23 protein-coding genes are annotated in these 22076 nt (G+C 59.8%); 1 reads left to right on the top strand and 22 read right to left on the bottom strand.

Annotation, left to right across the window (positions count from 1 at the left end):
• The first annotated feature begins 165 nt into the window (after positions 1 to 165).
• The gene (locus M9827_RS14945; RefSeq protein WP_016986009.1) at positions 166 to 423 is read left to right on the top strand and encodes a hypothetical protein; all 258 of its coding nucleotides are present in this window, start codon (positions 166 to 168) and stop codon (positions 421 to 423) included.
• Between the two features lie 166 nt (positions 424 to 589).
• Here M9827_RS14945 and M9827_RS14940 read toward each other — a convergent pair whose 3' ends face one another.
• The 22 genes from M9827_RS14940 to acpP all read right to left on the bottom strand — a co-directional run bounded on the left by M9827_RS14940 (position 590) and on the right by acpP (position 21911).
• Positions 590 to 1519, bottom strand: coding sequence for a PfkB family carbohydrate kinase (locus M9827_RS14940; protein WP_250605990.1), 930 nt, complete (start codon positions 1517 to 1519; stop codon positions 590 to 592).
• Positions 1512 to 2978, bottom strand: coding sequence for a purine-cytosine permease family protein (locus M9827_RS14935; RefSeq protein ID WP_250605989.1), 1467 nt, complete (start codon positions 2976 to 2978; stop codon positions 1512 to 1514). The genes M9827_RS14940 and M9827_RS14935 overlap by 8 nt, the downstream gene beginning before the upstream one ends.
• 228 nt (positions 2979 to 3206) lie before the next feature.
• Positions 3207 to 4205, bottom strand: a complete 999-nt coding sequence (locus M9827_RS14930) for an ADP-ribosylglycohydrolase family protein (RefSeq protein ID WP_250605988.1) — start codon at positions 4203 to 4205, stop codon at positions 3207 to 3209.
• The gene (locus M9827_RS14925; RefSeq protein ID WP_250605987.1) at positions 4202 to 4915 is read right to left on the bottom strand and encodes a GntR family transcriptional regulator; all 714 of its coding nucleotides are present in this window, start codon (positions 4913 to 4915) and stop codon (positions 4202 to 4204) included. Before M9827_RS14925 ends, M9827_RS14930 begins: the two co-directional genes overlap by 4 nt.
• A gap of 296 nt (positions 4916 to 5211) precedes the next feature.
• Positions 5212 to 6180, bottom strand: a complete 969-nt coding sequence (gene araH / locus M9827_RS14920; RefSeq protein WP_042704903.1) for an L-arabinose ABC transporter permease AraH — start codon at positions 6178 to 6180, stop codon at positions 5212 to 5214.
• A 12-nt stretch (positions 6181 to 6192) separates the two neighbouring features.
• Positions 6193 to 7737, bottom strand: coding sequence for an L-arabinose ABC transporter ATP-binding protein AraG (araG, locus tag M9827_RS14915; protein WP_250605986.1), 1545 nt, complete (start codon positions 7735 to 7737; stop codon positions 6193 to 6195).
• A 53-nt stretch (positions 7738 to 7790) separates the two neighbouring features.
• Entirely contained in the window at positions 7791 to 8795 is a 1005-nt protein-coding gene (locus M9827_RS14910; RefSeq protein WP_095120568.1) for a substrate-binding domain-containing protein, read from the bottom strand.
• Positions 8796 to 8931: 136 nt separating this feature from the next.
• Positions 8932 to 9750, bottom strand: a complete 819-nt coding sequence (locus M9827_RS14905; RefSeq protein ID WP_250605985.1) for an SDR family oxidoreductase — start codon at positions 9748 to 9750, stop codon at positions 8932 to 8934.
• A gap of 271 nt (positions 9751 to 10021) precedes the next feature.
• Complete coding sequence (locus M9827_RS14900; protein WP_250605984.1) at positions 10022 to 10897, bottom strand: SMP-30/gluconolactonase/LRE family protein; 876 nt, start codon at positions 10895 to 10897, stop codon at positions 10022 to 10024.
• 136 nt (positions 10898 to 11033) lie between these two features.
• On the bottom strand, positions 11034 to 11750 hold the full coding sequence (locus M9827_RS14895; RefSeq protein ID WP_250605983.1) for a FadR/GntR family transcriptional regulator: 717 nt from the start codon (positions 11748 to 11750) through the stop codon (positions 11034 to 11036).
• 192 nt (positions 11751 to 11942) lie between these two features.
• Complete coding sequence (locus tag M9827_RS14890) at positions 11943 to 12503, bottom strand: DUF1285 domain-containing protein (RefSeq protein ID WP_250605982.1); 561 nt, start codon at positions 12501 to 12503, stop codon at positions 11943 to 11945.
• Positions 12504 to 12518: 15 nt separating this feature from the next.
• Entirely contained in the window at positions 12519 to 13124 is a 606-nt protein-coding gene (locus M9827_RS14885; RefSeq protein ID WP_064120365.1) for a DUF4823 domain-containing protein, read from the bottom strand.
• Positions 13125 to 13295: 171 nt separating this feature from the next.
• Complete coding sequence (locus tag M9827_RS14880; protein ID WP_250605981.1) at positions 13296 to 14264, bottom strand: GTP 3',8-cyclase MoaA; 969 nt, start codon at positions 14262 to 14264, stop codon at positions 13296 to 13298.
• A 137-nt stretch (positions 14265 to 14401) separates the two neighbouring features.
• A complete protein-coding gene (locus tag M9827_RS14875) occupies positions 14402 to 15040 on the bottom strand; it encodes a TetR/AcrR family transcriptional regulator (protein ID WP_007950805.1) in 639 nt (212 codons plus the stop codon).
• A 454-nt stretch (positions 15041 to 15494) separates the two neighbouring features.
• Positions 15495 to 16286 (bottom strand): TatD family hydrolase, encoded by a 792-nt coding sequence (locus M9827_RS14870; RefSeq protein WP_250605980.1) that lies wholly within the window; start codon positions 16284 to 16286, stop codon positions 15495 to 15497.
• 14 nt (positions 16287 to 16300) lie between these two features.
• On the bottom strand, positions 16301 to 16657 hold the full coding sequence (locus M9827_RS14865) for a PilZ domain-containing protein (RefSeq protein ID WP_007908272.1): 357 nt from the start codon (positions 16655 to 16657) through the stop codon (positions 16301 to 16303).
• 42 nt (positions 16658 to 16699) lie between these two features.
• Positions 16700 to 17683 (bottom strand): DNA polymerase III subunit delta', encoded by a 984-nt coding sequence (locus M9827_RS14860; RefSeq protein ID WP_250605979.1) that lies wholly within the window; start codon positions 17681 to 17683, stop codon positions 16700 to 16702.
• Positions 17676 to 18308 (bottom strand): dTMP kinase, encoded by a 633-nt coding sequence (gene tmk / locus M9827_RS14855; RefSeq protein WP_150694122.1) that lies wholly within the window; start codon positions 18306 to 18308, stop codon positions 17676 to 17678. The genes M9827_RS14860 and tmk overlap by 8 nt, the downstream gene beginning before the upstream one ends.
• 19 nt (positions 18309 to 18327) lie before the next feature.
• Positions 18328 to 19503 (bottom strand): endolytic transglycosylase MltG, encoded by a 1176-nt coding sequence (mltG, locus tag M9827_RS14850; protein ID WP_250605978.1) that lies wholly within the window; start codon positions 19501 to 19503, stop codon positions 18328 to 18330.
• A 3-nt stretch (positions 19504 to 19506) separates the two neighbouring features.
• Complete coding sequence (gene pabC, locus M9827_RS14845) at positions 19507 to 20322, bottom strand: aminodeoxychorismate lyase (RefSeq protein WP_250605977.1); 816 nt, start codon at positions 20320 to 20322, stop codon at positions 19507 to 19509.
• The gene (fabF, locus tag M9827_RS14840; protein WP_101156232.1) at positions 20322 to 21566 is read right to left on the bottom strand and encodes a beta-ketoacyl-ACP synthase II; all 1245 of its coding nucleotides are present in this window, start codon (positions 21564 to 21566) and stop codon (positions 20322 to 20324) included. Before fabF ends, pabC begins: the two co-directional genes overlap by 1 nt.
• Positions 21567 to 21674: 108 nt before the next feature.
• Entirely contained in the window at positions 21675 to 21911 is a 237-nt protein-coding gene (acpP, locus tag M9827_RS14835) for an acyl carrier protein (protein ID WP_122842553.1), read from the bottom strand.
• Positions 21912 to 22076 lie beyond the last annotated feature (165 nt).

Raw genomic sequence — 22076 nt, 5'->3', positions numbered from 1 at the left:
CCCGGGTCGTCAGGGCGGCATGAACACCCCTGACTCCCCCGCCACACCTGACAACGCCGGGCCCGGCGTTGGCTCTAAAACCACCACCGGTGGTTCGGGCTCCGAAGGATCCGGTCAGTAGTTCGCCGACGCGAGCGTCCTATTCAATCCAATGAAGAGGTAACCATGAACGTCGATAAAAACCTGGAAAAAGAAGTCCTCACCCGCCTGCTGCATGCCCATCCAAGTGGCCTGGGCAAGGAGGTGCTGGACAATTACCGGGGCGAGAAAGTCGTGGCCAGCGCCCTCGCCGCCTTGCAGGATCGCGGACTGATTCATCACGGTCATGTGACCTGCAATGAAGCCGGCGAACATTCGTTGAACCTGCCGATCAAGCTCAGTGCCGCTGGCGTTGAAGCGGCGCGCAAGCTGGATCTGCAGTAGTCCTGAGGCCGCTCGCTGCCGACGCGGCGAGCGGCCAATTCAATTTTTGACTTGAGGCTGATGGCCTCATCGCTGGCAAGCCAACTCCCACAGGAACCGGGGTGAACACCAATGTGTGTTCACCACAAAAACCTGTGGGAGCTGGCTTGCCAGCGATGGCGGTAGATCAGGCGCCGCTGGACTCCCGGATAAAAGCATCCACCTCAGCCGCCCCAGGCGAAGTAGCCGGCCCCCAGCGCGTCACCGCCAGCGCCGCCGCCGCATTCGCCCGCCGCGCCGCTTCATGGGCAGACAGGCCCTGCGCCAACCCTGCGACAAACACGCCAGCATGAGCATCACCGGCGCCGTTGCTGTCCACGGCTTTCACGACAAACCCCGGCACATGTCGACGCTCGCCGGCCTGATGAATCCAGCAGCCCTGCGGCCCATCGCGAACCACCATCAGCACCTCTCTGGATAGATGCTCAGCGAGACGATCCAGCGCCGCACCAATGCCCTCAGCCCCGGTAAACCGCAGCGCTTCGACGCTGTTGCTGGTCCACACATCGATGCGCGGCAACAGCGCCTGCATCATCGGCGAATCCGGCGATTCCACTAACGGGCCCGGATCGAACACCACGCTGATCGACTCCGGCAATGCCAATGTCCAGTCGAGCAACGCCTGCGCCTTGCCTTCGTGCAACAGGCTGTAGCCACTGAGATAAACGTAATCGCCCGCCTCGGCGGCAACGCTGTTCAGATCCTCTTCGGTCACCTCACCTTCAGCGCCGATATAGGAAATGAAACTGCGCTCGGCCGACGCATCGGTCAGCGCGACACACAACCCCGTGTCACGCTGCGCAGGTTCGCGAATACCGATGTGAATGCCTTCGTCATTCATCGCCTGACGCGCCAGATCACCGAAACGCCCGCTGCCATGCCGGCCGAGATAAACCACCGGCAGGCCGTTACGCACTGCCGCCGCCATCACGTTGAACCCGCCACCCGCTTCAAAACCGGCCGACTGCGCCAGCACATCACCGCCAACCTGCGGCAGTTTATCCACGGCCATGACCAGGTCGATGATGACCTGGCCGGTGTGCAACATCTTAGGCATGAGCATTCTCGGCTTGCGCGGCGCGGCGGTCTTTAGCTCCGCCGAGGACCAAGTAAATGCCACCGGCCACGACGAAGGTCACGATCCAGCCGAGGCCGTTGTGGCCCAGCCACGAGTCGGACAAGAAGCCTTTGAACCAGACGTTTTCAGCGGTGGTGCCGATGGTGGTGAAGCTGAAGCCCAAGACGATGGCAATCGCCCACGCACCGAATGCGCGCCATTCGATACCGCCGTGATACCAGTAGGCACTGCTCGGGCTGACGTCGAGCAGGTCTTGCGGGCTGTAGTAGTGACGGTGGATCAGGTCAACGACGAAGATCCCGACCCACGCGGTGATCGGCACCGCCAGCAGGGAAATGAAGGTGATGAACGGGCCGTAGAAGCTATCGGCGATCAGCATGAAGTAGATCGAACCGGCGAAGATCGCGACGATATCGACCACCACCGCATAAACGCGCTTGACCTTGAGGCCGAGGGTCAGCGTGGTCAGACCGGCGGAATACACCGACAGGTTATTCGACAGCAACAGGCCACCGAACGCGGTGATCAGGTACGGCACGGCCATCCACGTCGGCAGCATGTCGCGAATCGCCACGATCGGGTCAGTCGCCGAAGCGAGGTCGTTATTGCCCACCGACAGCAAGCCGCCGAGGGTGATCAGCAGCACCAGCGGAATGCCCGCGCCGAACGCAGCGGACGCGACCAGTCGCACAGCCTTGACGCTGCGATGCTGATAGCGCGACATGTCGGCGCCAGCGTTGGCCCAGCCGATCCCGGTGCCGGCGGCCATGGTGCCGATCCCGATGATCATCGCGCTGATCGGTGCTGGCGTAGCGTTGAACACCGCGCTCCAGTCGATGGTCGCGCAAAGGAAACCACCGACGAGGATGTTCAGCGCGCCGAACACGTAAGTCGCCCACTTCTGGATCACCAGCAGGGTCGCGTGGCCGAGGCCGGACACCGAGAGGGTCAGCAGGACGAAAATCGCGATGAAGATCAGCGTGAGTATCGGCGCACTTTTCGCTTCCACTGGCGAGCCGAACAGGATCGAGCACAGCGACAGCAATACGAATGCAGCGGTGGTGGTGTTGACCGTTTCCCAACCCAGACGCGACATCAGCGAGACCAGCGTCGGGCCGATATTGCCGCGCACGCCGAAGATCGCCCGCGACAAGGTCAGGCTCGGCGCGCGGCCCCGGCGGCCGGCAATCGAGATGATCCCGACCACTGCGAACGAACCGGCGGCGCCGATGATCGCGACGATGATCGCCTGCCAGATCGCCAGCCCGCGGAACGCCACCAGTGTGGCGCCCAGCGGCAGGCCGAGGATGGAAATATTGGCCGCGAACCAGACCCAGAACAGTTGCAGCGGATGCCCGTTGCACTCGGCTTCCGGCACCGGTTCAATGCCGCGGGTTTCCAGTTGCCCGGCGCTTTGCCCGGCGTTTGATGAACTCATGAAGGTGCTCCTGTTTGCCTTTTTTGTGGTTGTGGCAATGATGCAAAACGACAAGACTTTGCGGCCGTCCTCGGCCTGTCTGCGCGATCCATTGCGGGTGAATGATTCAAAAATCGTGGCGCGCCTATCGCTGGCAAGCCAGCTCCCACAGGGATCAGGGTGTACACAAATGTGTGGTCACAGCAAAAACCTGTGGGAGCTGGCTTGCCAGCGATGGCGTCAGTTCAATCAGCGCAAGACCAACAGCCCCTGCACCAACGGTTCGAGCTCCAAATGATTAACGGCCTTGACCGTCTCGATCATCTCGACAGGCCAGCTCTCAAGACCCAGGCAGGCCCCGAGCATGGCGCCGAGAATCGCCGCGATGGTGTCGGTGTCACCGCCAAGACTGGCGGCCATGCACAGCGCATCAAACGCGCTCATCTCACCGACGGCCACTTGCTGCGCCAGGGCGAACGAGACCACCACCGACTCCTGCGAAGCCACCGAAGTGCCGATCACGTCGTAGAGCAGATCCGCCAGCAAAGCCTTGTCGCTATCGACGCTGATGGTGCGCGCCCAACTGATTCGCGAGGCAATGCGCCCACCGGCCACCCAGTGCCCGTGCGCCTCGGCTTGCTGCGCGATGTGCTGACCAAGGTTCAACGCCTCGCCCAGGTCCATGCCATTGATGCCGGCGGACACTACCGCTGCCACCGCCGCCGCACTGGCAATCCCCAACGTGGTGTTGTGGGTGACCTGACAGGCCTGAACCACCGCCGCGATAAACCGCTGAGGGTCGGCAACATCCGCCGCGATGCCCACCGGGGTGATGCGCATCGCCGCGCCATTGGTGGTGCCGTAGCGCCCGGCCTCTTCCGGCGAATGGCCGGCGAGGATCATTTCGATGGCGCGCTTGGTCGACGGCCCGAGCAAGTCCTGCGAGCCCTTGGCCTGCATTTCGGCTTCCCACTCGATCAAGCGTTGCGCGAGGATCGCCGGTTCGATGCGGCCCTTGCCTTCGACCAGCAGCTCGCCGACCAGAATCGCCTGTTCGGTGTCGTCAGTGATCGAGCCTTTGGGCATGTTCGCGGCAATCGGTTGCAAGGGGCCTGCGTCCTGCAGATCGGTGATTGTGCCGAAGCGGGTCTTGATGGTTTCGCGGTTCAGCGATTGCGTCGGCATGCCCAGCGCATCACCGAGGGCCAGGCCATAGAAAGCGCCGAGGGCACGGTTGAGCGCGGTCATTTCGATTCTCCGAATTGCAGGTGCAGACGGAAATGCACCGGGTCGAGCAGGCTTTCGACCAGCTCCATGAAGCGGTTCTGGCGGTCGTAGGTGGTGCGCAACGCTTTGAGAAAAACAGTGCCGACCGGGCGGCCGAGCAGTTCGGCGTCTTCGGCATTCAACGGTTCGGCGCCGATCCATTGATCGCCGCGCTCGCCGATGTAGCCGTAGGCGGCCAGGGTGATGGTCAGGGAGTTATCGATCAGACCGACACGCGGCAGGCTTTCCAGGCCGCCGGTCGCTGGCATCAAAGAGCGTTCGAGGGATACCAAAGTGCCGTCGTTGGAGCGCCGACGACGGTCGAGGGTAATGAATTGGTCAGTGCCGAACCGCGAGAGCAGATCGGGCCGGGTCACGGCTTCCAGACGCAGCACTTCGGTGTTGATCAGCGCACCGCTGTCGGCCAGCGCCTGCGCCCAGCCGCTTCGCTGGTCGAGCGCCACACCGTCGAAGGTGACGATGGAGCCGACGCCGCTTTGCGTGGCGATGTAATTGCGCCGTTTCAGTTCGGCCAGCGCTTCGCGCAACGTGCCACGGCTGACTTGGAATTCTTGAGCCAACTGATGCTCGCCGGGCAACAGAAAACCGTCCTCCATGAGGCCGCTTTCGATGCGTCGGACGAGCTCGTCGACCACCCGTTGTTTCTTGTCAAATCGTACCTGTCTAATCATGTACAAATTGATACCCGAAACTAGCGTGGGCGGGCAAGGGATATTTAGCGAGAGTGACGAAAGGCGGGAGAAGCAAAAGCCCCTCACCCTAGCCCTCTCCCGGCGGGAGAGGGGCCTGAATGGGGGATGCTCAAGAGGTACGCCGACCTGAAAGTGCTTCGCCGAATCCACAATCGACCCGAAAGTGCTTTTCCGAATCCATAGTCGACGAGAACTTTCAGGTCCACGGATTGCGCAAGACACCTCACCCCAGCCCTCTCCCTTTGGGAGAGGGCTGGGGTGAGGGGCTCTTGATCTTAGCGCTGCTTCAGACGGTCGATGACCACGGCCAGCAAAAGGATCGAACCACGGATAACGTATTGGTAGAAGGTATCAATGTTCTTCAGGTTCATCGCATTCTCGATGATCGCCAGAATCAACACCCCGGCAATCACATGCCGAATCATGCCGATCCCGCCGCTCAGCGACACCCCGCCCAGCACGCAAGCCGAGATCACGGTCAGTTCGAAACCCTGACCAATCATCGGCTGCCCCGAGGTCATCCGCGACGCCAGTATCACCCCGGCCAACGCACCAATCACACCGTGCACGGCAAAGATAATGATCTTGGTCCGGTCAACGTTCACACCCGCGAGCAACGCCGCTTCCTGGTTGCCACCGATGGCCATGGTGTTGCGCCCGTAGGTGGTGTAATTCAACAGCCAGCCAAAAAACAGGAAGCAAACAATGGTGATCAGAATCGGCACCGGCACACCGAACAACTGGCCATTGCCGAAGACGAAGAACGATTCCTGCGACACGCCCACTGCTTTGCCGTTGGCAAAAATGTAAGCCAGACCACGGACGATCTGCATGGTCGCCAACGTGGTGATCAAGGCATTGACGCGCAACTTGGCAATCACGATGCCGTTGATCAACCCGACAATCAGGCCCATCACCAGCGCCGCGCTGACACCGAGAAAAACGCTGTTGGTGTCGCGCATCACTACTGCCGCGACCACGCCGGCGCAGGCAATCACCGAGCCCACCGACAAGTCGAAGTGCCCCGACGCCAGGCAATACAACATCGTGCACGCGGCAATCCCGGTGGTGGAAATCGCCAGGCCCAGGCCACGCATGTTCAGCGGCGAAAGGAAGTTGTCGATCAGCAGCGTGCAGGCAATGAAGATGCCGATCGCCGCCAGCAGCATGACCCAGTCATCGAGGAAGCGGCGCATGTCCAAAGGTTTGCGCTCTTTGGGCAAGGTTTCGTTTTGGGTTGTCATCATAGTCACCTCTCAGTTCGCCACGCCGTCAGCGCGGTGGCGCGGCAAAGCCAGTTGCAGCAGGTTGGATTCATTGGCCTGGTCGCGGCCGATTTCGCCGCGCAGGGCGCCTTCGCAAAGCACCAGAATGCGGTCGGAAATGCCCATCACTTCCATCAGATCGCTGGACACCACGATCACCGAAATGCCGTCGGCGGCAAGGTTATGGATGATCTGGTAGATCTCCGCTTTGGCGCCGATGTCGATGCCGCGCGTCGGTTCGTCAAGCAGCAAAACTTTCATCGGCATCGACAGCCAGCGACCGAGAATGGCCTTCTGCTGGTTGCCGCCGGAAAGGAACTTGATCTGCTGGCCGGCGTGCGGGGTTTTCACTTTCAGCGCTTTGATCTGCTTGTCGGCGTTGCCCTTTTCCCACAGACCACGAATCAGGCAACCGAGGCCCGAATGGGCGCCGCGTGCGCTGATGTTGATGTTCTCGGCGACGCTGGCCAGCGGGATGATGCCTTCCTTTTTACGATCCTCCGGGCACAGCAGAATGCCCGCGGCAATCGCATCGCGCGGTGAGCGCAATTTCAGTTCATGGCCACGCAGTTCTAGGCGTCCGGCGGTGTTGCGCTCCAGCCCACTGAGCAGGCGAAACAGCTCGGTGCGCCCTGCCCCGACCAGTCCGAACAGGCCAAGGATTTCACCTTTGTGCGCTTCGAAACTGATTGGCTCGCGCAGCCCCGGGCCAAGCAAACCGTCGACCTTCAGCGCGACGGCGCCGCGTGGACGATGGCGATAATCGTAGATGTCCTGAATATCGCGACCGACCATGCAGGTCACCAGTTGATCGTGGGTCAACTGGCTCATGTCGTCGAAGGTGCGCACGTAGCGCCCGTCCTTGAACACCGTCACGGCGTCGCAGATGCGGAACACTTCTTCCATGCGGTGCGAGACGTAGAGCACGACTTTGCCCTCGTCACGCAGACGGCCGATGATCGCCATCAAACGATCGATTTCTCGAGCCGAAAGGCTGCTGGTCGGTTCGTCGAAAGCGATGACGTGAGCCCCGCGCGACAACGCTTTGGCGATTTCCACCAGTTGCCGCTGGCCGAGGGACAAGCGTCCGACCTTGGTTTGCGGATCGATTTCGTCGGCCAGGCCTTTCAGACAACTCAATGCTTGCTGGCGCAGCACGCCGCGATTGATCAAACCGAAACTGGCCGGCAGATGGCCGAGAAACAGGTTCTCGGCGACGGTCATTTCCGGCACCAGATGCAGCTCCTGGTGAATCACCGCGACGCCGCTGCCGATGCTGTCGGCGGTCGACTTGAACGCCATGGTCTGCTCGCCGATCTGCAACTCGCCGCTGCTCGGGATGTAAGCGCCACCGAGGATTTTCAGCAGGGTCGATTTACCGGCGCCGTTCTCGCCCATCAAGGCATGAACCTGCCCCGGATGCGCGACGAAACTGATGGCGTCCAGCGCCTTCACGCCGGGAAAGGTTTTGCCGATCCCGTTGAAGCGCAGGCTGCCGCTGGCGCTGTGTTGTTGTGTTTGTACTTGCGCGTGCATAAAGCCACCTCTTCACACCGAAAAACGGCCCGGCTGCCCGGGCCGTCGCTGCATCAGTTCCACAAGCCGATTTTTTCCAGCTCTTGCTTGAAGTTCTCGCGGGTGATCAGGGTGACGTCGTCCATCGCGGTGTACTTCGGCGGTTCTTTGCCGGTGGTGACCCACTCGTACATCATCTCGGCAGTCTTGTAGCCTTCGATGTGCGGGCTTGGCAGCATCGAACCGAAGAAACCGCTGTTGGGCTTTTTCAGTTCGCCGATGGCGTCGGTGCCGTTGATGCCGATGCCGATCACGTTGGCCGCCGCAAAACCGGCGGCTTCGGTGGCGCGTACGCCGCCGAGCACGGTGTTGTCGTTCATGCCGCCGATGATCAGGTTTTTTGCGCCGCTCGGCAGTTTCACCAGTGCCGAGTTGGTCGCGTCCATGCTGCCCGGTACGTCGAGGGTTTTCAGTGCAGCGAAGAGGATGTGATCCTTCGGCATACCGGCGTCTTCGAGGGATTTCACCGAGCCGTCGGTGCGTTTCTTGCCGGTGTCGAGTTCGTTGTAGGTGTTGACCACCGCGTAGGTGTCTTTCCAGTCCCAGTTACGCTTCTTCGCTTCGGCGACCATGGCGTTGCCCTGCTTCTGGCCAACTTCGAACGCAGCCATGCCGAGGTACGGCACGTCTTCCATGAACTTGCCATTGGCGTCGACGAAACGGTCATCGACGGCAATCACTTTCAGGTCATTGAGTTTGGCCTTGGCCATGATCGCCGGGCCGAGCGACACGTCCGGCGGGCAAATCACGAAGCCCTTGGCACCGTTGGCGGCGAGGCTGTCGATCGCCGACAGGGTTTTCTCACCGTCCGGCACGGCAATCTTGATCAATTCAAAGCCCTTGTCCTTGGCGGCTTTCTCGGCGAAGGCCCACTCGGTCTGGAACCACGGTTCTTCAGCCTGCTTGACCAGAAAACCGATTTTCACGGTGTCGGCAGCGAGCAGCGCACTGCTCAGGCTGAACGCGGTGACCGCCAGGGCGGTACTGCACAGGGTACGAATCCCGAAACGACGTTTCATAAGCTGACTCCTTGTTATTTTTTTTGAGCAATGTTTGAAAAGCGTTAAAGCGTGTTCTCAGTGAAGCGGTTTGAAAATAGTCATATCGTATGATGATTGGATTTCAAGCGTAGTTCAGCGCTCGAAATCTATTTATTCAGTCGTGGTACATCACCGAGCGGCCACCATCGATGGTGATACACGAGGCATTGATGAACGGCGCTTCATCACTGGCCAGAAACACCGCCGTCATCGCCACTTCAAGCGGCTGACCGATGCGTTTCGGCGGGTGCAGATCAAACGCGCGCTGACGCTCGGCACGCGGGTCGGCAAAACCGTTCCAGTAGTCGACGTTCAACTGTGTCTCGATATAACCCGGGGCGATGGCGTTGACGCGAATGCCCTTCGCGGCGTACTCGATACCGAGCGCGCGGGTCAGGCCGAGCAAACCGTGCTTGGCCACCGGGTACGGGAAGCAGCCGGGAATGATGTGACTGGAATGGGTCGAGGCGATGTTGATGATGCTGCCGACACCCTGCTCGATCATCTGCGGCAGCACTGCTTTGCAGCCGAACCAGGCGCCGTCCAGATCAATGGCGAAGCAGCGGCGCCAGTCTTCCTCGGTCATTGCCAGCGGATCACGGAATACGTTGACCCCGGCGCAGTTGACCAGCACATCGATGCGCCCGTGCAGTTCAACGGCGCGCTTGGCCATGGCCTGCAGATCTGGCTGATTTGAGACATCCACCTTCAGTGCTTGCACGTCACAGCCTTGCTCACGCCAGTGCGCGGCAACCTGTTCGACTTTTTCGGCCTGGATATCGCTGATCAACAGTTTCGCTTGCTGCGAGGCGCAGGCAGCGACGATGGCTTCACCGATGCCTTGCGCGGCACCGGTCAGCAGCACGACCTTGTTTTTCAGACGCTCGCCCTTCGGCGGTGCGGGCACCGGCGGCAGGGAAAGAGGTTCAGCCATGGATCAGGACTCCTGTTTCGCAGGCACAAAAAAACCGGGCATCTGCCGATGTCCGGTCTGGAAGGCGGTTGGAACGAAACAGGCAGGCGCGGCCGACAGCTTGGGGCCGTTGCGAGACGCGGACTCCACACGGGAGTGCGATAGACATTCGCTGCATCACTTCACCTGTTTTGTTCTTTTTAAGTGTGAGTGCGTGTTACTGCTGGAGCCGACTATAAACCCGACCGCCGAATAATCTCAATATATAATTTTGCATCCCATATTTTGGGATTTAGCCCGCAAACCGCGTACAGAGTTTTCCTGCGACATCCACGCGCATCGACAGCACCGCGCCATCCAATGGATGGTTGTGCGGACTCTTGGCGCTGGTGACGTACAGGGTTTTCAGGTCTTCACCGCCGAACACACAACTGGTAGGACGGCTGACCGGCAGATCGATCCTGCGGTCGACCTTGCCGTCAGGCGTCATGCGCAGCAGGCAGCTGCCGTCCCAGCGGGCATTCCACACATAGCCTTCGGCATCCATCGCCGAACCGTCCGGGCCACCATTCTGATCAGGGCCGTACCAGGGAGTGGCCACATCAAGGCTGCCGTCGGCGTGAATAAAATAGCGATACAGCGTGTCATCGAGACTGTCACCGAACAGGACTGTGGTGCCGTCATCGCTCCACAGCAACGTGTTGGGAATGCCCAGGCCGCGCAGCAACGGCGTGACATGTTGATCCGGATCGATGCGGAACAGGCCACCGGAGCGCTGGGTGATCGGCAGATCTTCGCCCTGCTCGCCGATGTTGTTTTGCATGGTGCCGAGCCACAGTCGCCCCTGAGCATCGCAGCGCGCTTCGTTGGGGCGATTGCCCGGTTGCGGGTCGGCGACGCAGAACAGCGTCAGGCGTGGTTCGAGGCCCGGGGAGTCGAGATCGAGGCGGTAGACGCCGCTGCTCAGGGTCACCAAGGCGTCGCCGCTGGCGCAAGGGATGAACGCGGAGACGTGCTCAGGCATCTGCCAGATCTGTACGTTCTGGCCGATCAAGCGCAGGGCCTGTTTGCCAGCGATATCGACCCAGTACAACGCCTGGGTCGGCGCATCCCAGAACGGGCCTTCGCCGAGTCGGGCGCGGTGTTGGGTCAGGGCGGTCCACGTCATATCAACTCCTCGGATCTTGTTGTTATTTAATGTGGGAGCGAGCCTGCTCGCGAAAGCGTCGTGTCAGTCGATGCATGAGTTACCTGATACACAGCCTTCGCGAGCAGGCTCGCTCCCACAGGGGATCTCGTTATATTCAGCTCACTTTTTTGTCGGCCATGACTTTCGGGTAAAAGCGTTTGATCGCCAGGTCTGCGTTGTCGATCAAGGTCATGCACGCCCACACGCCGCGCGCGGAATCGCGGGCGGCGATGGCGTCGGCCATGTCCTTGTGGATCGGCAAGGTGCGGCGCAGTTCATCCGGATCGGCCGCAGAAACCTCGAACGACACGGCCAGCAACGCACCGAGGGCCGGAACCATTTGTTCGATGAATTGATTGTGGCTGGCGGCGAGGATGCATTCGTGGAAGATCTGATCGGCGCGGTTGTAATCGATGCCGCTGTCGACCGCGCGCTCAAGGGCGTTATAGGCCAGTTGCACCGCTTCAATCTGCTCCAGAGTCGCGCGCTCGCAAGCCCAGCGCACGGCCATCGGTTCGATGGTGCGGCGCAGGTCGAGCAAGTCATCGACGAAATTTTCCGGCAGGCCGTTGCGCGACAGCCAACCGACCACTTGCGGATCGAACAGGTTCCAGCGCCTTACCGGCAGCACGCGAGTGCCGACTTTCGGCCCGACTTCGAGCATGCCTTTGGCAACAAGGGTCTTGATCGCTTCGCGAATGACCGTGCGACTGACACCGAGCTGTTCGCCCAGATCGGCCTCGACCTTGATGGTCTGCCCCGGCTTGACCTGGCCAGCGGCAATCCAGCTGCCCAGCCAGTCGACCGTGGATGCGTGAAAGCTGCTGGACATGAACACCTCAAAGCGGATCGCGATGGGTGATCAAGCTAATCATCATACGATTGACAGTCAATCAGGATTTTAAGGTGATCCACAAAAACAACGTGGGAGCGAGCCTGCTCGCGAAAGCGGTGTATCAGTCACCCTAAGTATTGACTGACATACCGCCTTCGCGAGCAGGCTCGCTCCCACAGGGATTTGTGTTTACGGTTCCAGGCCGATGCAGAAGAATTCGCCGCCGCTCCACACCCCGAGCCAGCGCTGGCCATCGATTTCACGACTGACCGCCAGCTCCACCAGTTGATAGAACACATTGCGGTGAATCAGCGCTTCAAGGTTGGTGCGCACATGCACGTAAGGCGCCGGCTCTTGGGTCGTGGGATCAATCTCGACCCGGATCGGATGTTCCGGCCCAGCCTCGGCGGTTTCCTCGACGTTGGTAGTGAAGCGCAACAGCTGCGCCTCCCCCTCGCCTTCAACCTCGACTGCAATCGCCACAAACGGCGCGTCGTCGACCTTGATCCCGACCTTCTCGACCGGGGTGATCAGGAAATAATCATCGCCGTCGCGGCGGATGATCGTGGAGAACAATTTGACCATCGGCTTGCGCCCGATCGGCGTGCCCAGGTAATACCAGGTGCCGTCGCGGGCGATGCGCATATCGATGTCGCCGCAGAAGTCCGGGTTCCACAAGTGCACTGGCGGCAAGCCTTTGGATTTGGGGATCTGTCCCAACAGGTCATTGGCTTTTTGCGGGCCACTCATGGCGTTCTCCTTGAATTATTGGTCGCCGACTCCCAACAGGCTGCGCGCATACTGGGCCAGCGGCGGGCCGATCAGGTCTTCGGGCTTGCTGTCGTGGAACGTCAGTAAACCGCCACGACTCTTGATCCGTGCAGTATCAATCAAATACTGGGTGCTGGTCTCGATCAACATGATCTGAATTACGCCGCCATCGATGCCGAGACGATCCACGGCTTCCTGATCAAGCCACTCATCGGAGTTGCCGATGCGGTCATCAGCCTTGGCAAAGCGCGTGTACAGCAGATAGTGCGCGCCGGCATCACGAGCTTCGCCCATCGCCTGATCGAGGCCTTCCGGCGCGCGGGCGCGGCGGACCATCGGGAAGTACTCGACGAAGCCTTTGAAGGCTTCTTCGGCGACCACGTTAGGGCGCGGGTAGGAACCGCCCGGCGGCGCAAACGCGCCCTGCGCGATGTAGATGAACGAGTCCGGCTGAATGCGGAAATTGTTCACGCGGCGGCTGTCGCTGTGATCCAGCAAGCCCGCGTCGCTCATCTGGTAGCGAGTGCCTTCGGCCATATCGCTGACAGTCATACAGCCGCCAAGCGCCAAAACGGCCAGCAGCAAAACCAGGCTACGCATCCTATTCCTCCAGAGGCCGGTGACGGAAAACCGGCGAATGGCCGTTGGATGCAGCTTTTGCGCCAGCTCTGGTTGTTCGTTGATGGTTAGATCGTATTCGCGAGCAGGCTCGCTCCCACAAGTGGAACGCATTCCAAGGGTGGGAGCGAGCCTGCTCGCGAAAAAGAGTTTTCAGCCGCCGATAATCTTCATGACGGTGGCACCGCCCGAGAACGCCACCTCCTGCTTGTCGCCCAGCGCTTTGACCAGCAAACGCTGGAGCGCCGGCAACGCCTGATGGCGTGGCTTGTCGAGCAGATCGCCGACATAGTGGCGGTTGCTGGACGACAGGCAGCCATGCAGCCAACCGGTCGACGACAGGCGCAAGCGCGAGCAGGTCCGGCAGAACGGCACGCTTTCGTTAGCGATCACACCAAAGTTGCCCAGGCCGGGAATCGCGTAGCGCACGGCAGTGGCATCTACAGGAGCGTCGGTTTGTGCGTACTCATATCGTTCGCCAATCAGTGCCAGCAATTGCTGCAGGCTGACGAACTGTTGCAGGAAGGCATTGGAGTCCTTGGCCAGATGGCCCATGCGCATCAGCTCGATGAAACGCAGTTCATAACCGCGTTCAAGGCAGTAATCGAGCAACGGCATCACCTGGTCGAGGTTCTGCCCGCGCAACGGCACCATGTTGACCTTGATCTTCATCCCCGCCGCTTTCGCCTGATCCATGCCATCGAGCACCGTGGCCAGATCGCCGCCACGGGCGATGCTGCGGAAAGCACCAGCGTCGAGGGTATCGAGGGACACGTTGATCCGGCGCAGACCGGCATCCACCAACAGCGGCAGTTTTTTTGCGAGGAGTTGACCGTTGGTGGTCAGGCTGATGTCTTCCAGGCCCATCTTGCCGACAGCGGTCATGAACGATTCGAGTTTGGGGCTGACCAGCGGCTCGCCGCCAGTGATGCGCAGCCGTTCGATGCCGGCGGCTTCGATCAGATACGCCACGCCACGGGCCATGGCTTCGGCCGACAGTTCATCCTGCGCAGCCACCAACCGCTTGCCGTTGGGCACGCAGTAGGTACACGCGTAATTGCAGGCTGAAGTCAGACTGATTCGCAAATTGCGAAAACGCCTGCCTTGACGGTCAACGATCATGATCACTCCGGCGATAGAAAATCGAGCCGCTAAAACTTGACTCACAAATCAAGTTTTAGCAAGCCCTATGCCTGAGTATATTCCTGCGTTACTGCGTCATGTAGCGAAATCATGGCGCAATAAGGCTGCTGAATGGCTCAGCTGCTTGGCGTTTCCGGGTCGCGCTTGCGCTTGTTGCCCATGCGCACGCCGATGTCCATCAGAAACTGGAAGAAACCTTCCTGGTCTTCCAGCACATTGCTCCAGAACGGCGAGTGATACAGCGCCACAGCGCCATGCACCAGCGCCCAGGATGCGCAGTAGTGGAAGTATGGCGGCACGTCTTCGAGCTTGCCTTCGCTGATGCGGCCCTTGATCAGCAGGGTCAGGCGTTCGAAGTTCGAGGCACGGATCTTGTGCAGCTCCTCGACCATTTCCGGTACCTGATTGCCTTTGACGACCTTCTCTTCGAGACGGTCGAACAGGCGATAACGCTGCGGGTCGCGCATGCGGAATTCGAAGTAGGCGCGGGACAGCGCCTCCTTGTCCTTGTCGACATCGGCCGAATGCAGCAGCTCGTTCAAATCGCGCTCGTAATCGAGCATCAGGCGCAGATAGATCTCGGCCTTGGATTTGAAGTGCTTGTAGATCGTGCCTTTGCCGATACCCACGGCATCAGCAATCATCTCGACGGTGACACTGTCTTCACCTTGTTCGAGGAACAGCTTGAGCGCGGTATCGAGAATTTCTTGCTCGCGGCGACGAAACTCACGGACCTTACGAGGTTCTTTGTGCATAAGAAAAGGTCTGAAGGGTCAAAATTCGAAGCCGCGTATTATGCCTAACTTGCGCAAAAATGCACGGATCATCCGACCACATCTGTGTTTCATGTTCATTTTGAGAACGTTTTGGACGCAATGAGAACTCAACTGAAGCAAACGTATTCCAAATTTGTTTAAAAACCCCGACCGGCTAACTGGACTGCACGCCAGACTGATCAATACTTGAACTGTCGGGCGACATCTCCCCCAAGTGTCGCGCCGATAAAGGTACCAAGGGACCGCGTGCCTTTGTTTTACTCCTAATGGTCTTAACCCGGATTCACCCCCCAGAACCCGGGTTTTTTTTGCCTGCGATTTAACGCTTGGCCCAGCTACCTGCACATCACAACTGTAGGAGCTGCCGCAGGCTGCGATCTTTTGCCTTTGCCTGTCAAAATCAAGATCAAAAGATCGCAGCCTTCGGCAGCTCCTACACCGCAGATTTAACGGAGGCCAGCGGAAACAGACGCTTGAAATTCTCGGTGGTCTGCTCGGCGAAACGCTCGTAGTTTTCACCACGCAACATCGCCAGGAATTCCGCCACTTCGCGCACGTACTGCGGCAGGTTCGGCTTGCCGCGATAAGGGATTGGCGCCAGATACGGGGAATCGGTTTCCACCAGCAAACGATCCGCCGGTACTTTGCTCGCCACGTCGCGCAAGGCGTCGGCATTGCGGAACGTGACAATGCCCGACAGGGAAATGTAATAACCCATGTCCAGTGCAGCCTTGGCCATGTCCCAGTCTTCAGTGAAGCAATGCAGCACACCGGCCTGAGGCAACGCCGCTTCACGCAGCAACTCAAGGGTGTCGGCACGCGCGCCACGGGTGTGGATGATCACTGGCTTGCCAGTCTGCTGCGCCGCTTGCAGGTGCAGACGGAAGGACGCCTGTTGCAGCTCGGCGGCTTCTGGCTCGTAGTGATAGTCGAGGCCGGTTTCGCCGATCGCCACCACTTTCGGATGATTGAGTTCGTGCAGCAGCCAGTCCAGCGCCGGCGCCGCACCGGGTTGCACATCAAGCGGATGCACGCCGACCGAACAATCGACATCGTCATAACGCTCAGCCAGAGCTTTGACGTCGGCGGCGTTGTCGGCACTCACGCCGATGCACAAGAAGTGCCCTACTCCGCGCCCACGGGCCGCATCCAGTGCAGCATCCAGCGAACCGTCATGGGCGGCGAGGTCGAGGCGATCAAGGTGACAATGGGAATCTACAAGCATAAAAAGACGGCTACTTACATCGTATGAGTGGGACGGTCGGATTTCAGCGCTCCGGCCAGATGGGTTTCGATGCGACTGCGCGCGGTGTTGTCGCCGTCGTTGAACTGCACGCCGACGCCGGCAGCGCGATTGCCTTGTGCCCCTTTCGGGGTGATCCACGCGACCTTGCCGGCCACCGGGATCTTCTCGGCCTCGTCCATCAGGTTGAGCAGCATGAACACCTCGTCGCCCAAGCGGTAACTCTTGTTGGTCGGGATGAACAAGCCACCGTTCTTGATGAACGGCATGTACGCGGCGTAAAGCACCGACTTGTCCTTGATGGTCAGGGACAAAATGCCGTTGCGCGGCCCGGGGCTGACGGGTTCATTCATGTTGACCTCCACTGCTGATGTTCAGAGTCTAGGTACACATTCTTATCTTTGACCAGGCAATCCCGCCCATTGCACCAACAATGCTTCCAGCAGCAAGGCCGGATTGAGGTTGGCCTTGCTCAGGACTTTCTGGCGCTGGGCGAGAATCCAGTCCTGAATCTCCAGGACTTTGCCTTGCGCGCTTTTCTGCGCAAGGTATTGCACGACTTTGCGCATGTCGGTCAGACCGAGCCCTGCTTCATCCTGAGTCAACTGATAACGCAGGATCAGGCTCGACCAATCGCAGAACCAGTCAAACAGACGCAGCATCGGAATGCTTTTCCATTCTTCGGCCAATTGCGTCGGTGATTGCTGTTGCTTGAGCAACTTCTTCACGCCTTCGACCACTTGCGCGCGCTGTTCACGCACGCCCTGAGATTGCAGACTGACGGCCATCAACGGCGAGCCGGCTGCCAGCGTCAGCAATTCGACGCGCTCCTCTTCGGAGCAATCGGGCAACGCCTGGGCCAGCCATTGCAGGCTCATCGCCTCGCCCGGCAACGGACAGGCCTGCTGCACGCAACGGCTCTTGATCGTCGGCAGCAACCGGCTGGTCTGGTGGCTGACCAACAGCAACACGGTATCGCCGGACGGTTCTTCAAGGCTCTTGAGCAAGGCGTTGGCGGCGTTGATGTTCATCGACTCGACCGGCTCGATCAGCACCACTTTGCGTCCACCCAACTGCGCAGTCTGCACCACGAAGCTGACCAGATCGCGGACCTGATCGACCTTGATCGCCTTGTCGGCTTCTTCCGGCTCGAGAATGTAATTATCCGGGTGGCTGCCGGCCTTGAGCAGCAGGCAGGATTTGCACTCGCCGCAGGCTTCCGGCGTCGGCCGCTGGCACAGCAGACTCGCCATCAAGCGTTCGGCCAATGCACGTTTGCCGATGCCGGCCGGGCCATGCAGCAGATAGGCGTGGGCGTGCTGTTTACGCCCGGCCAGTTGCTGCCAGAGACTGTCCTGCCATGGATAGGCCTCAGCCACGGGCCAGCTCCAGCAAGTTCGGCAACAAGGTATCCAGCGATTGTTGAACCTTGGCCAATGGCTGACCGGCATCGATGCGCACATAGCGCGCGGGATCGGCTTCGGCGCGCTTCAGAAACGCATTGCGTACAGCCTCGAAAAAAGCCCGGCCTTCCAGCTCAAAACGATCCAGACGGCCACGGGCACTGGCCCGCGCAAGACCAATCTCCACCGGCAGATCAAAAATAAGCGTCAGATCAGGACGCAGGTCACCCTGCACGAAAGTTTCCAGCGTGGCGATGCGCTCCAGCGACAAACCGCGACCGCCGCCCTGATAGGCGTAAGTGGAATCGGTGAACCGATCGCACAGCACCACTGCACCTCGAGCCAGCGCCGGTCGGATCACTTCAGCCAGGTGCTGAGCGCGCGCAGCAAACACCAGCAACAGCTCGGCATCCGGGTTCATGACCTCGTCGGCCGGTGCCAGCAGCACATCGCGAATCCGCTCGGCCAGTGGCGTACCGCCTGGCTCGCGAGTCAGCACCACTTCGATACCGGCGGCGCGCAGGCGCTCGGCAAGGTATTCGCGGTTAGTGCTTTTGCCGGCGCCTTCCGGGCCTTCCAGGGTAATAAACAAGCCAGTCACAGGCAGTCCTTAATCAACGTCATTGCGTGTTTTGGGGGGCAGCAGCTTCGGGAGCCGGCGCAGGCTCCTGAGGCGGAACTTGCGGCAACGATTCCGGGGCGGTATCCGGAGATGCGGCAGGAATCGCCTCCTCGACAGCCGGAGCGGCTTCAGGGCTTGTCGCCGGCGCCGGGCTGGAACGGTAATCGGCACGGCGCTTGAGCTGGTACTCACGCACCGCATTATTGTGCGCATCCAGATCGTCGGAGAACACATGGCTGCCATCGCCACGTGCAACGAAGTACAGGCTGGTGCCATCCACCGGGTTCAGCGCCGCGTGAATCGCTTCGCGCCCGACCATCGCAATCGGTGTCGGTGGCAGGCCGGGAATTACGTAGGTGTTGTAAGGCGTCGGCTCTTTCAAATGCGCGCGAGTCAGTTTGCCGTTATAGCGATCGCCCAGACCGTAGATGACGGTCGGGTCGGTTTGCAGTTGCATGCCCAAGGCCATGCGGCGCACGAAGACACCGGCAATCTGCCCCCGCTCCTGCGGCACACCGGTTTCCTTCTCGACCAGCGAGGCCATGATCAGCGCTTGATAGGGTTCGGTGTACGGTACATCGGCAGAACGACTTTCCCACTCTTTCGCCAGCACTTCATCAAGACGATCAAAGGCTTTCTTCAGCAGTTCGGCATCGGACATGCCACGCACAAAGCGGTAAGTGTCGGGGAAGAAACGGCCTTCCGGGAACAAGCCCTTATGACCAATCTTCGCCATGACGTCGCTGTCGCTCAAACCGTTGAGGGTCTGCTCGATCTTGTCATCCTTGGCCAACGCCGCGCGCACTTGATGGAAATTCCAGCCCTCGACCAGTGTCAGGCTGTACTGGACCACTTCACCGCGCTTCCACAAATCGATCAGACCGTTGACGGTCATGCCCGGCTGCATGCGGTATTCGCCGCTGTGGATCGGCGTACCGGCGAGGTTGAAGCGCCAATAGACGCGCAACCAGAATGCGTCATTGATGACGCCATCGGTTTCGAGGGAAAGGAATGTACGGGTCGGGGTGGAGCCTTTCGGCACATCCAGCAGTTCTTCCTGCGTGATGTTCAGAGGCTGTTCCAGTGCGCTGTGAATCTTCCAGGCGCTGGCGCCCATCAACAGCCCTGCCAGAACCAGTCCGGTTTCCAGCAGCAGCAAAAGTTTACGTCTCACAAATCAGGCATCCAGTAGGGCGCGGGCAATGGTTTGCAGTTTACGGGTGAGCGGGCCAACCGGCCAGCTCAGTGCAGCACAGGCGCGTACCGGCCAGACGCCATACACGCTGTTGCAGACAAACACTTCATCGGCCCATTGCAGCTGTTCGAGGCTGATGTCAGCGATCTGCGTGGGAATGGCCAGTGACTCGGCCTGAAACAATATTTCGGCGCGCATCACACCGGCGACGCCACAACGCTTCAGATCCGGCGTGATCAACACACCGTCACGAACGATGAACAGGTTGCTGAACACCCCTTCAATCACGCGCCCCACCTGATCCAGCATCAAGCCTTCGGCATGCTCGCTGTCCTGCCATTCGGCACGGGCGATGACTTGTTCCAGTCGATTGAGGTGTTTGAGTCCAGCCAGTAAAGGCTGTTTGGCCAGGCGCGTGTTGCAGGGAAACAGGCGAACGCCTTGTTCAGCATGCACAGCAGGATAAGCCGCAGGAGGGTTGCCTTGCAGAATGCGTCGGCCAGGCGCCGCCGGATCAGGCGCATAACCGCGCAAACCGTCGCCACGGGTGAGGATGAGCTTGAGCACGCCCTCGCCCATTGCTGCCGCATAGCTGAGCAGCTCATGGCGAATCAGCTCGATATCGGCGGCGATGGCCAGACGCGAGCAGCCATCGGCCAATCGCGTCAGATGCCGATCCAACAGGATCGGCTGACCACCACGCACGGCGATGGTCTCAAACAGACCGTCGCCGTAAGCCAGGCCGCGATCTTTCAGCGACAGAGCGTCAGCCGGTTGACCGTCGACCCAGCTGTCCATCAGCCTGCGAACCGACGGAACGCCAAGGTGCCGTTGGTGCCGCCAAAACCGAAGGAGTTGGACAGCACGACATCGATGTCCATGTTGCGCGCGGTGTGCGCCACGAAATCGAGGTCGCAACCTTCGTCCGGCTCATCAAGGTTGATGGTCGGCGGTGCGACCTGACTATTGATCGCCAACACGCTGAAGATCGCTTCGACGGCGCCCGCCGCACCCAACAGGTGACCGGTCATGGACTTGGTCGAGCTCACGGCGAGTTTGTAGGCGTGATCACCGAACACAGTCTTGATCGCATTGGCTTCGGCGAGGTCGCCGGCCGGAGTCGAAGTACCGTGAGCGTTGATGTACTGCACTTGATCGACGTTGATCTTCGCATCGCGCAGCGCATTAGTGATGCAGCGTGCGGCACCGGCGCCGTCGGCTGGTGGCGAGGTCATATGGAACGCATCGCCGCTGGTACCGAACCCGATCAGCTCGGCATAGATAGTCGCGCCACGCGCCTTGGCGTGCTCCAGCTCTTCGAGAACCAGTGCACCGGCACCGTCAGACAGGACGAAGCCGTCACGGCCCTTGTCCCATGGACGGCTGGCGCGGGTCGGTTCATCGTTGCGGGTCGACAGTGCACGGGACGCGCCGAAGCCGCCCATGCCCAGACCGCACGCGGCCATTTCGGCACCGCCGGCAATCATCACGTCGGCTTCGTCGTACATGATGTTGCGCGCCGCCATGCCGATGCAGTGCGTACCGGTGGTACATGCAGTAGCGATGGCGTAGTTAGGCCCCTGTGCACCCAGGTGGATGGACAGGAAACCGGAAATCATATTGATGATCGAGCCTGGTACGAAGAATGGCGAGATTCGACGCGGGCCCGTCTCATGCAGGGTACGGCTGGTTTCTTCGATGTTGGTCAGACCGCCGATCCCCGAACCCATGGCCACGCCAATGCGTTCACGGTTGGCGTCGGTGACTTCCAGACCAGCGTTGCGTACGGCTTGAAAGCCGGCAGCGAGACCGTACTGAATGAACAGGTCGAGCTTGCGCGCTTCCTTGACCGACAGGTATTCCTCGACATTGAAGCCCTTTACCGAGCCGCCAAAGCGGGTGGAATAGGCAGAAAGGTCGGTGTGTTCGATCAGACCAATGCCACTGCGGCCAGCCAGAATGCCCTGCCAACTGCTCGGCACATCCGTGCCCAGTGGCGACAACATACCCATACCGGTGACTACGACGCGTCTACGCGACACAGCACTCTCCTTTTTCAAATGACGATTTTGCATCAGGCCTAAAGAAAAAACCGCACGCCATGATGGCAGTGCGGTTTTTCCATGACAGCAAACAACGATTACAAACTATTACGCCTGGTGGCTAGTAACGTAGTCGATTGCAGCTTGTACAGTAGTGATCTTTTCAGCTTCTTCGTCAGGGATTTCGGTCTCGAATTCCTCTTCCAGAGCCATCACCAGCTCAACGGTGTCAAGGGAGTCGGCACCCAGGTCTTCTACGAAGGAAGCGTTGTTGACCACTTCTTCTTCTTTAACACCCAGTTGCTCGGCAACGATTTTCTTGACGCGCTCTTCGATGGTGCTCATACCTTGTTTTCACTCCTAATGGACAAATTCAGGCAGCTGGCCAGTGGGTAAGTGTATAGAAAGACTTTTCAGTTTTTCAACTGAAAGCTTCACTCCTCAAACCCTGCAGCCCTCTGCCTATAAATAGATTGCAGCTTTATAACGGATTTTAGACAGCTCGTATGA

Origin of the sequence: Pseudomonas sp. AKS31 (genome assembly GCF_023634765.1) — a bacterium.
Lineage (GTDB): Bacteria > Pseudomonadota > Gammaproteobacteria > Pseudomonadales > Pseudomonadaceae > Aquipseudomonas.
Note: the sequence above shows the minus strand (reverse complement) of the source record. Positions and strands in the feature narration are given on the sequence as shown.

Bases quoted from the DNA above. Each gene is read 5' to 3' on its own strand.
- M9827_RS14945 (WP_016986009.1), top strand. From the start codon at position 166: ATGAACGTCGATAAAAACCTGGAAAAAGAAGTCCTCACCCGCCTGCTG.
- M9827_RS14940 (WP_250605990.1), bottom strand. From the start codon at position 1,519: ATGCCTAAGATGTTGCACACCGGCCAGGTCATCATCGACCTGGTCATG.
- M9827_RS14935 (WP_250605989.1), bottom strand. From the start codon at position 2,978: ATGAGTTCATCAAACGCCGGGCAAAGCGCCGGGCAACTGGAAACCCGC.
- M9827_RS14930 (WP_250605988.1), bottom strand. From the start codon at position 4,205: ATGACCGCGCTCAACCGTGCCCTCGGCGCTTTCTATGGCCTGGCCCTC.
- M9827_RS14925 (WP_250605987.1), bottom strand. From the start codon at position 4,915: ATGATTAGACAGGTACGATTTGACAAGAAACAACGGGTGGTCGACGAG.
- araH (WP_042704903.1), bottom strand. From the start codon at position 6,180: ATGACAACCCAAAACGAAACCTTGCCCAAAGAGCGCAAACCTTTGGAC.
- araG (WP_250605986.1), bottom strand. From the start codon at position 7,737: ATGCACGCGCAAGTACAAACACAACAACACAGCGCCAGCGGCAGCCTG.
- M9827_RS14910 (WP_095120568.1), bottom strand. From the start codon at position 8,795: ATGAAACGTCGTTTCGGGATTCGTACCCTGTGCAGTACCGCCCTGGCG.
- M9827_RS14905 (WP_250605985.1), bottom strand. From the start codon at position 9,750: ATGGCTGAACCTCTTTCCCTGCCGCCGGTGCCCGCACCGCCGAAGGGC.
- M9827_RS14900 (WP_250605984.1), bottom strand. From the start codon at position 10,897: ATGACGTGGACCGCCCTGACCCAACACCGCGCCCGACTCGGCGAAGGC.
- M9827_RS14895 (WP_250605983.1), bottom strand. From the start codon at position 11,750: ATGTCCAGCAGCTTTCACGCATCCACGGTCGACTGGCTGGGCAGCTGG.
- M9827_RS14890 (WP_250605982.1), bottom strand. From the start codon at position 12,503: ATGAGTGGCCCGCAAAAAGCCAATGACCTGTTGGGACAGATCCCCAAA.
- M9827_RS14885 (WP_064120365.1), bottom strand. From the start codon at position 13,124: ATGCGTAGCCTGGTTTTGCTGCTGGCCGTTTTGGCGCTTGGCGGCTGT.
- M9827_RS14880 (WP_250605981.1), bottom strand. From the start codon at position 14,264: ATGATCGTTGACCGTCAAGGCAGGCGTTTTCGCAATTTGCGAATCAGT.
- M9827_RS14875 (WP_007950805.1), bottom strand. From the start codon at position 15,040: ATGCACAAAGAACCTCGTAAGGTCCGTGAGTTTCGTCGCCGCGAGCAA.
- M9827_RS14870 (WP_250605980.1), bottom strand. From the start codon at position 16,286: ATGCTTGTAGATTCCCATTGTCACCTTGATCGCCTCGACCTCGCCGCC.
- M9827_RS14865 (WP_007908272.1), bottom strand. From the start codon at position 16,657: ATGAATGAACCCGTCAGCCCCGGGCCGCGCAACGGCATTTTGTCCCTG.
- pabC (WP_250605977.1), bottom strand. From the start codon at position 20,322: ATGGACAGCTGGGTCGACGGTCAACCGGCTGACGCTCTGTCGCTGAAA.
- acpP (WP_122842553.1), bottom strand. From the start codon at position 21,911: ATGAGCACCATCGAAGAGCGCGTCAAGAAAATCGTTGCCGAGCAACTG.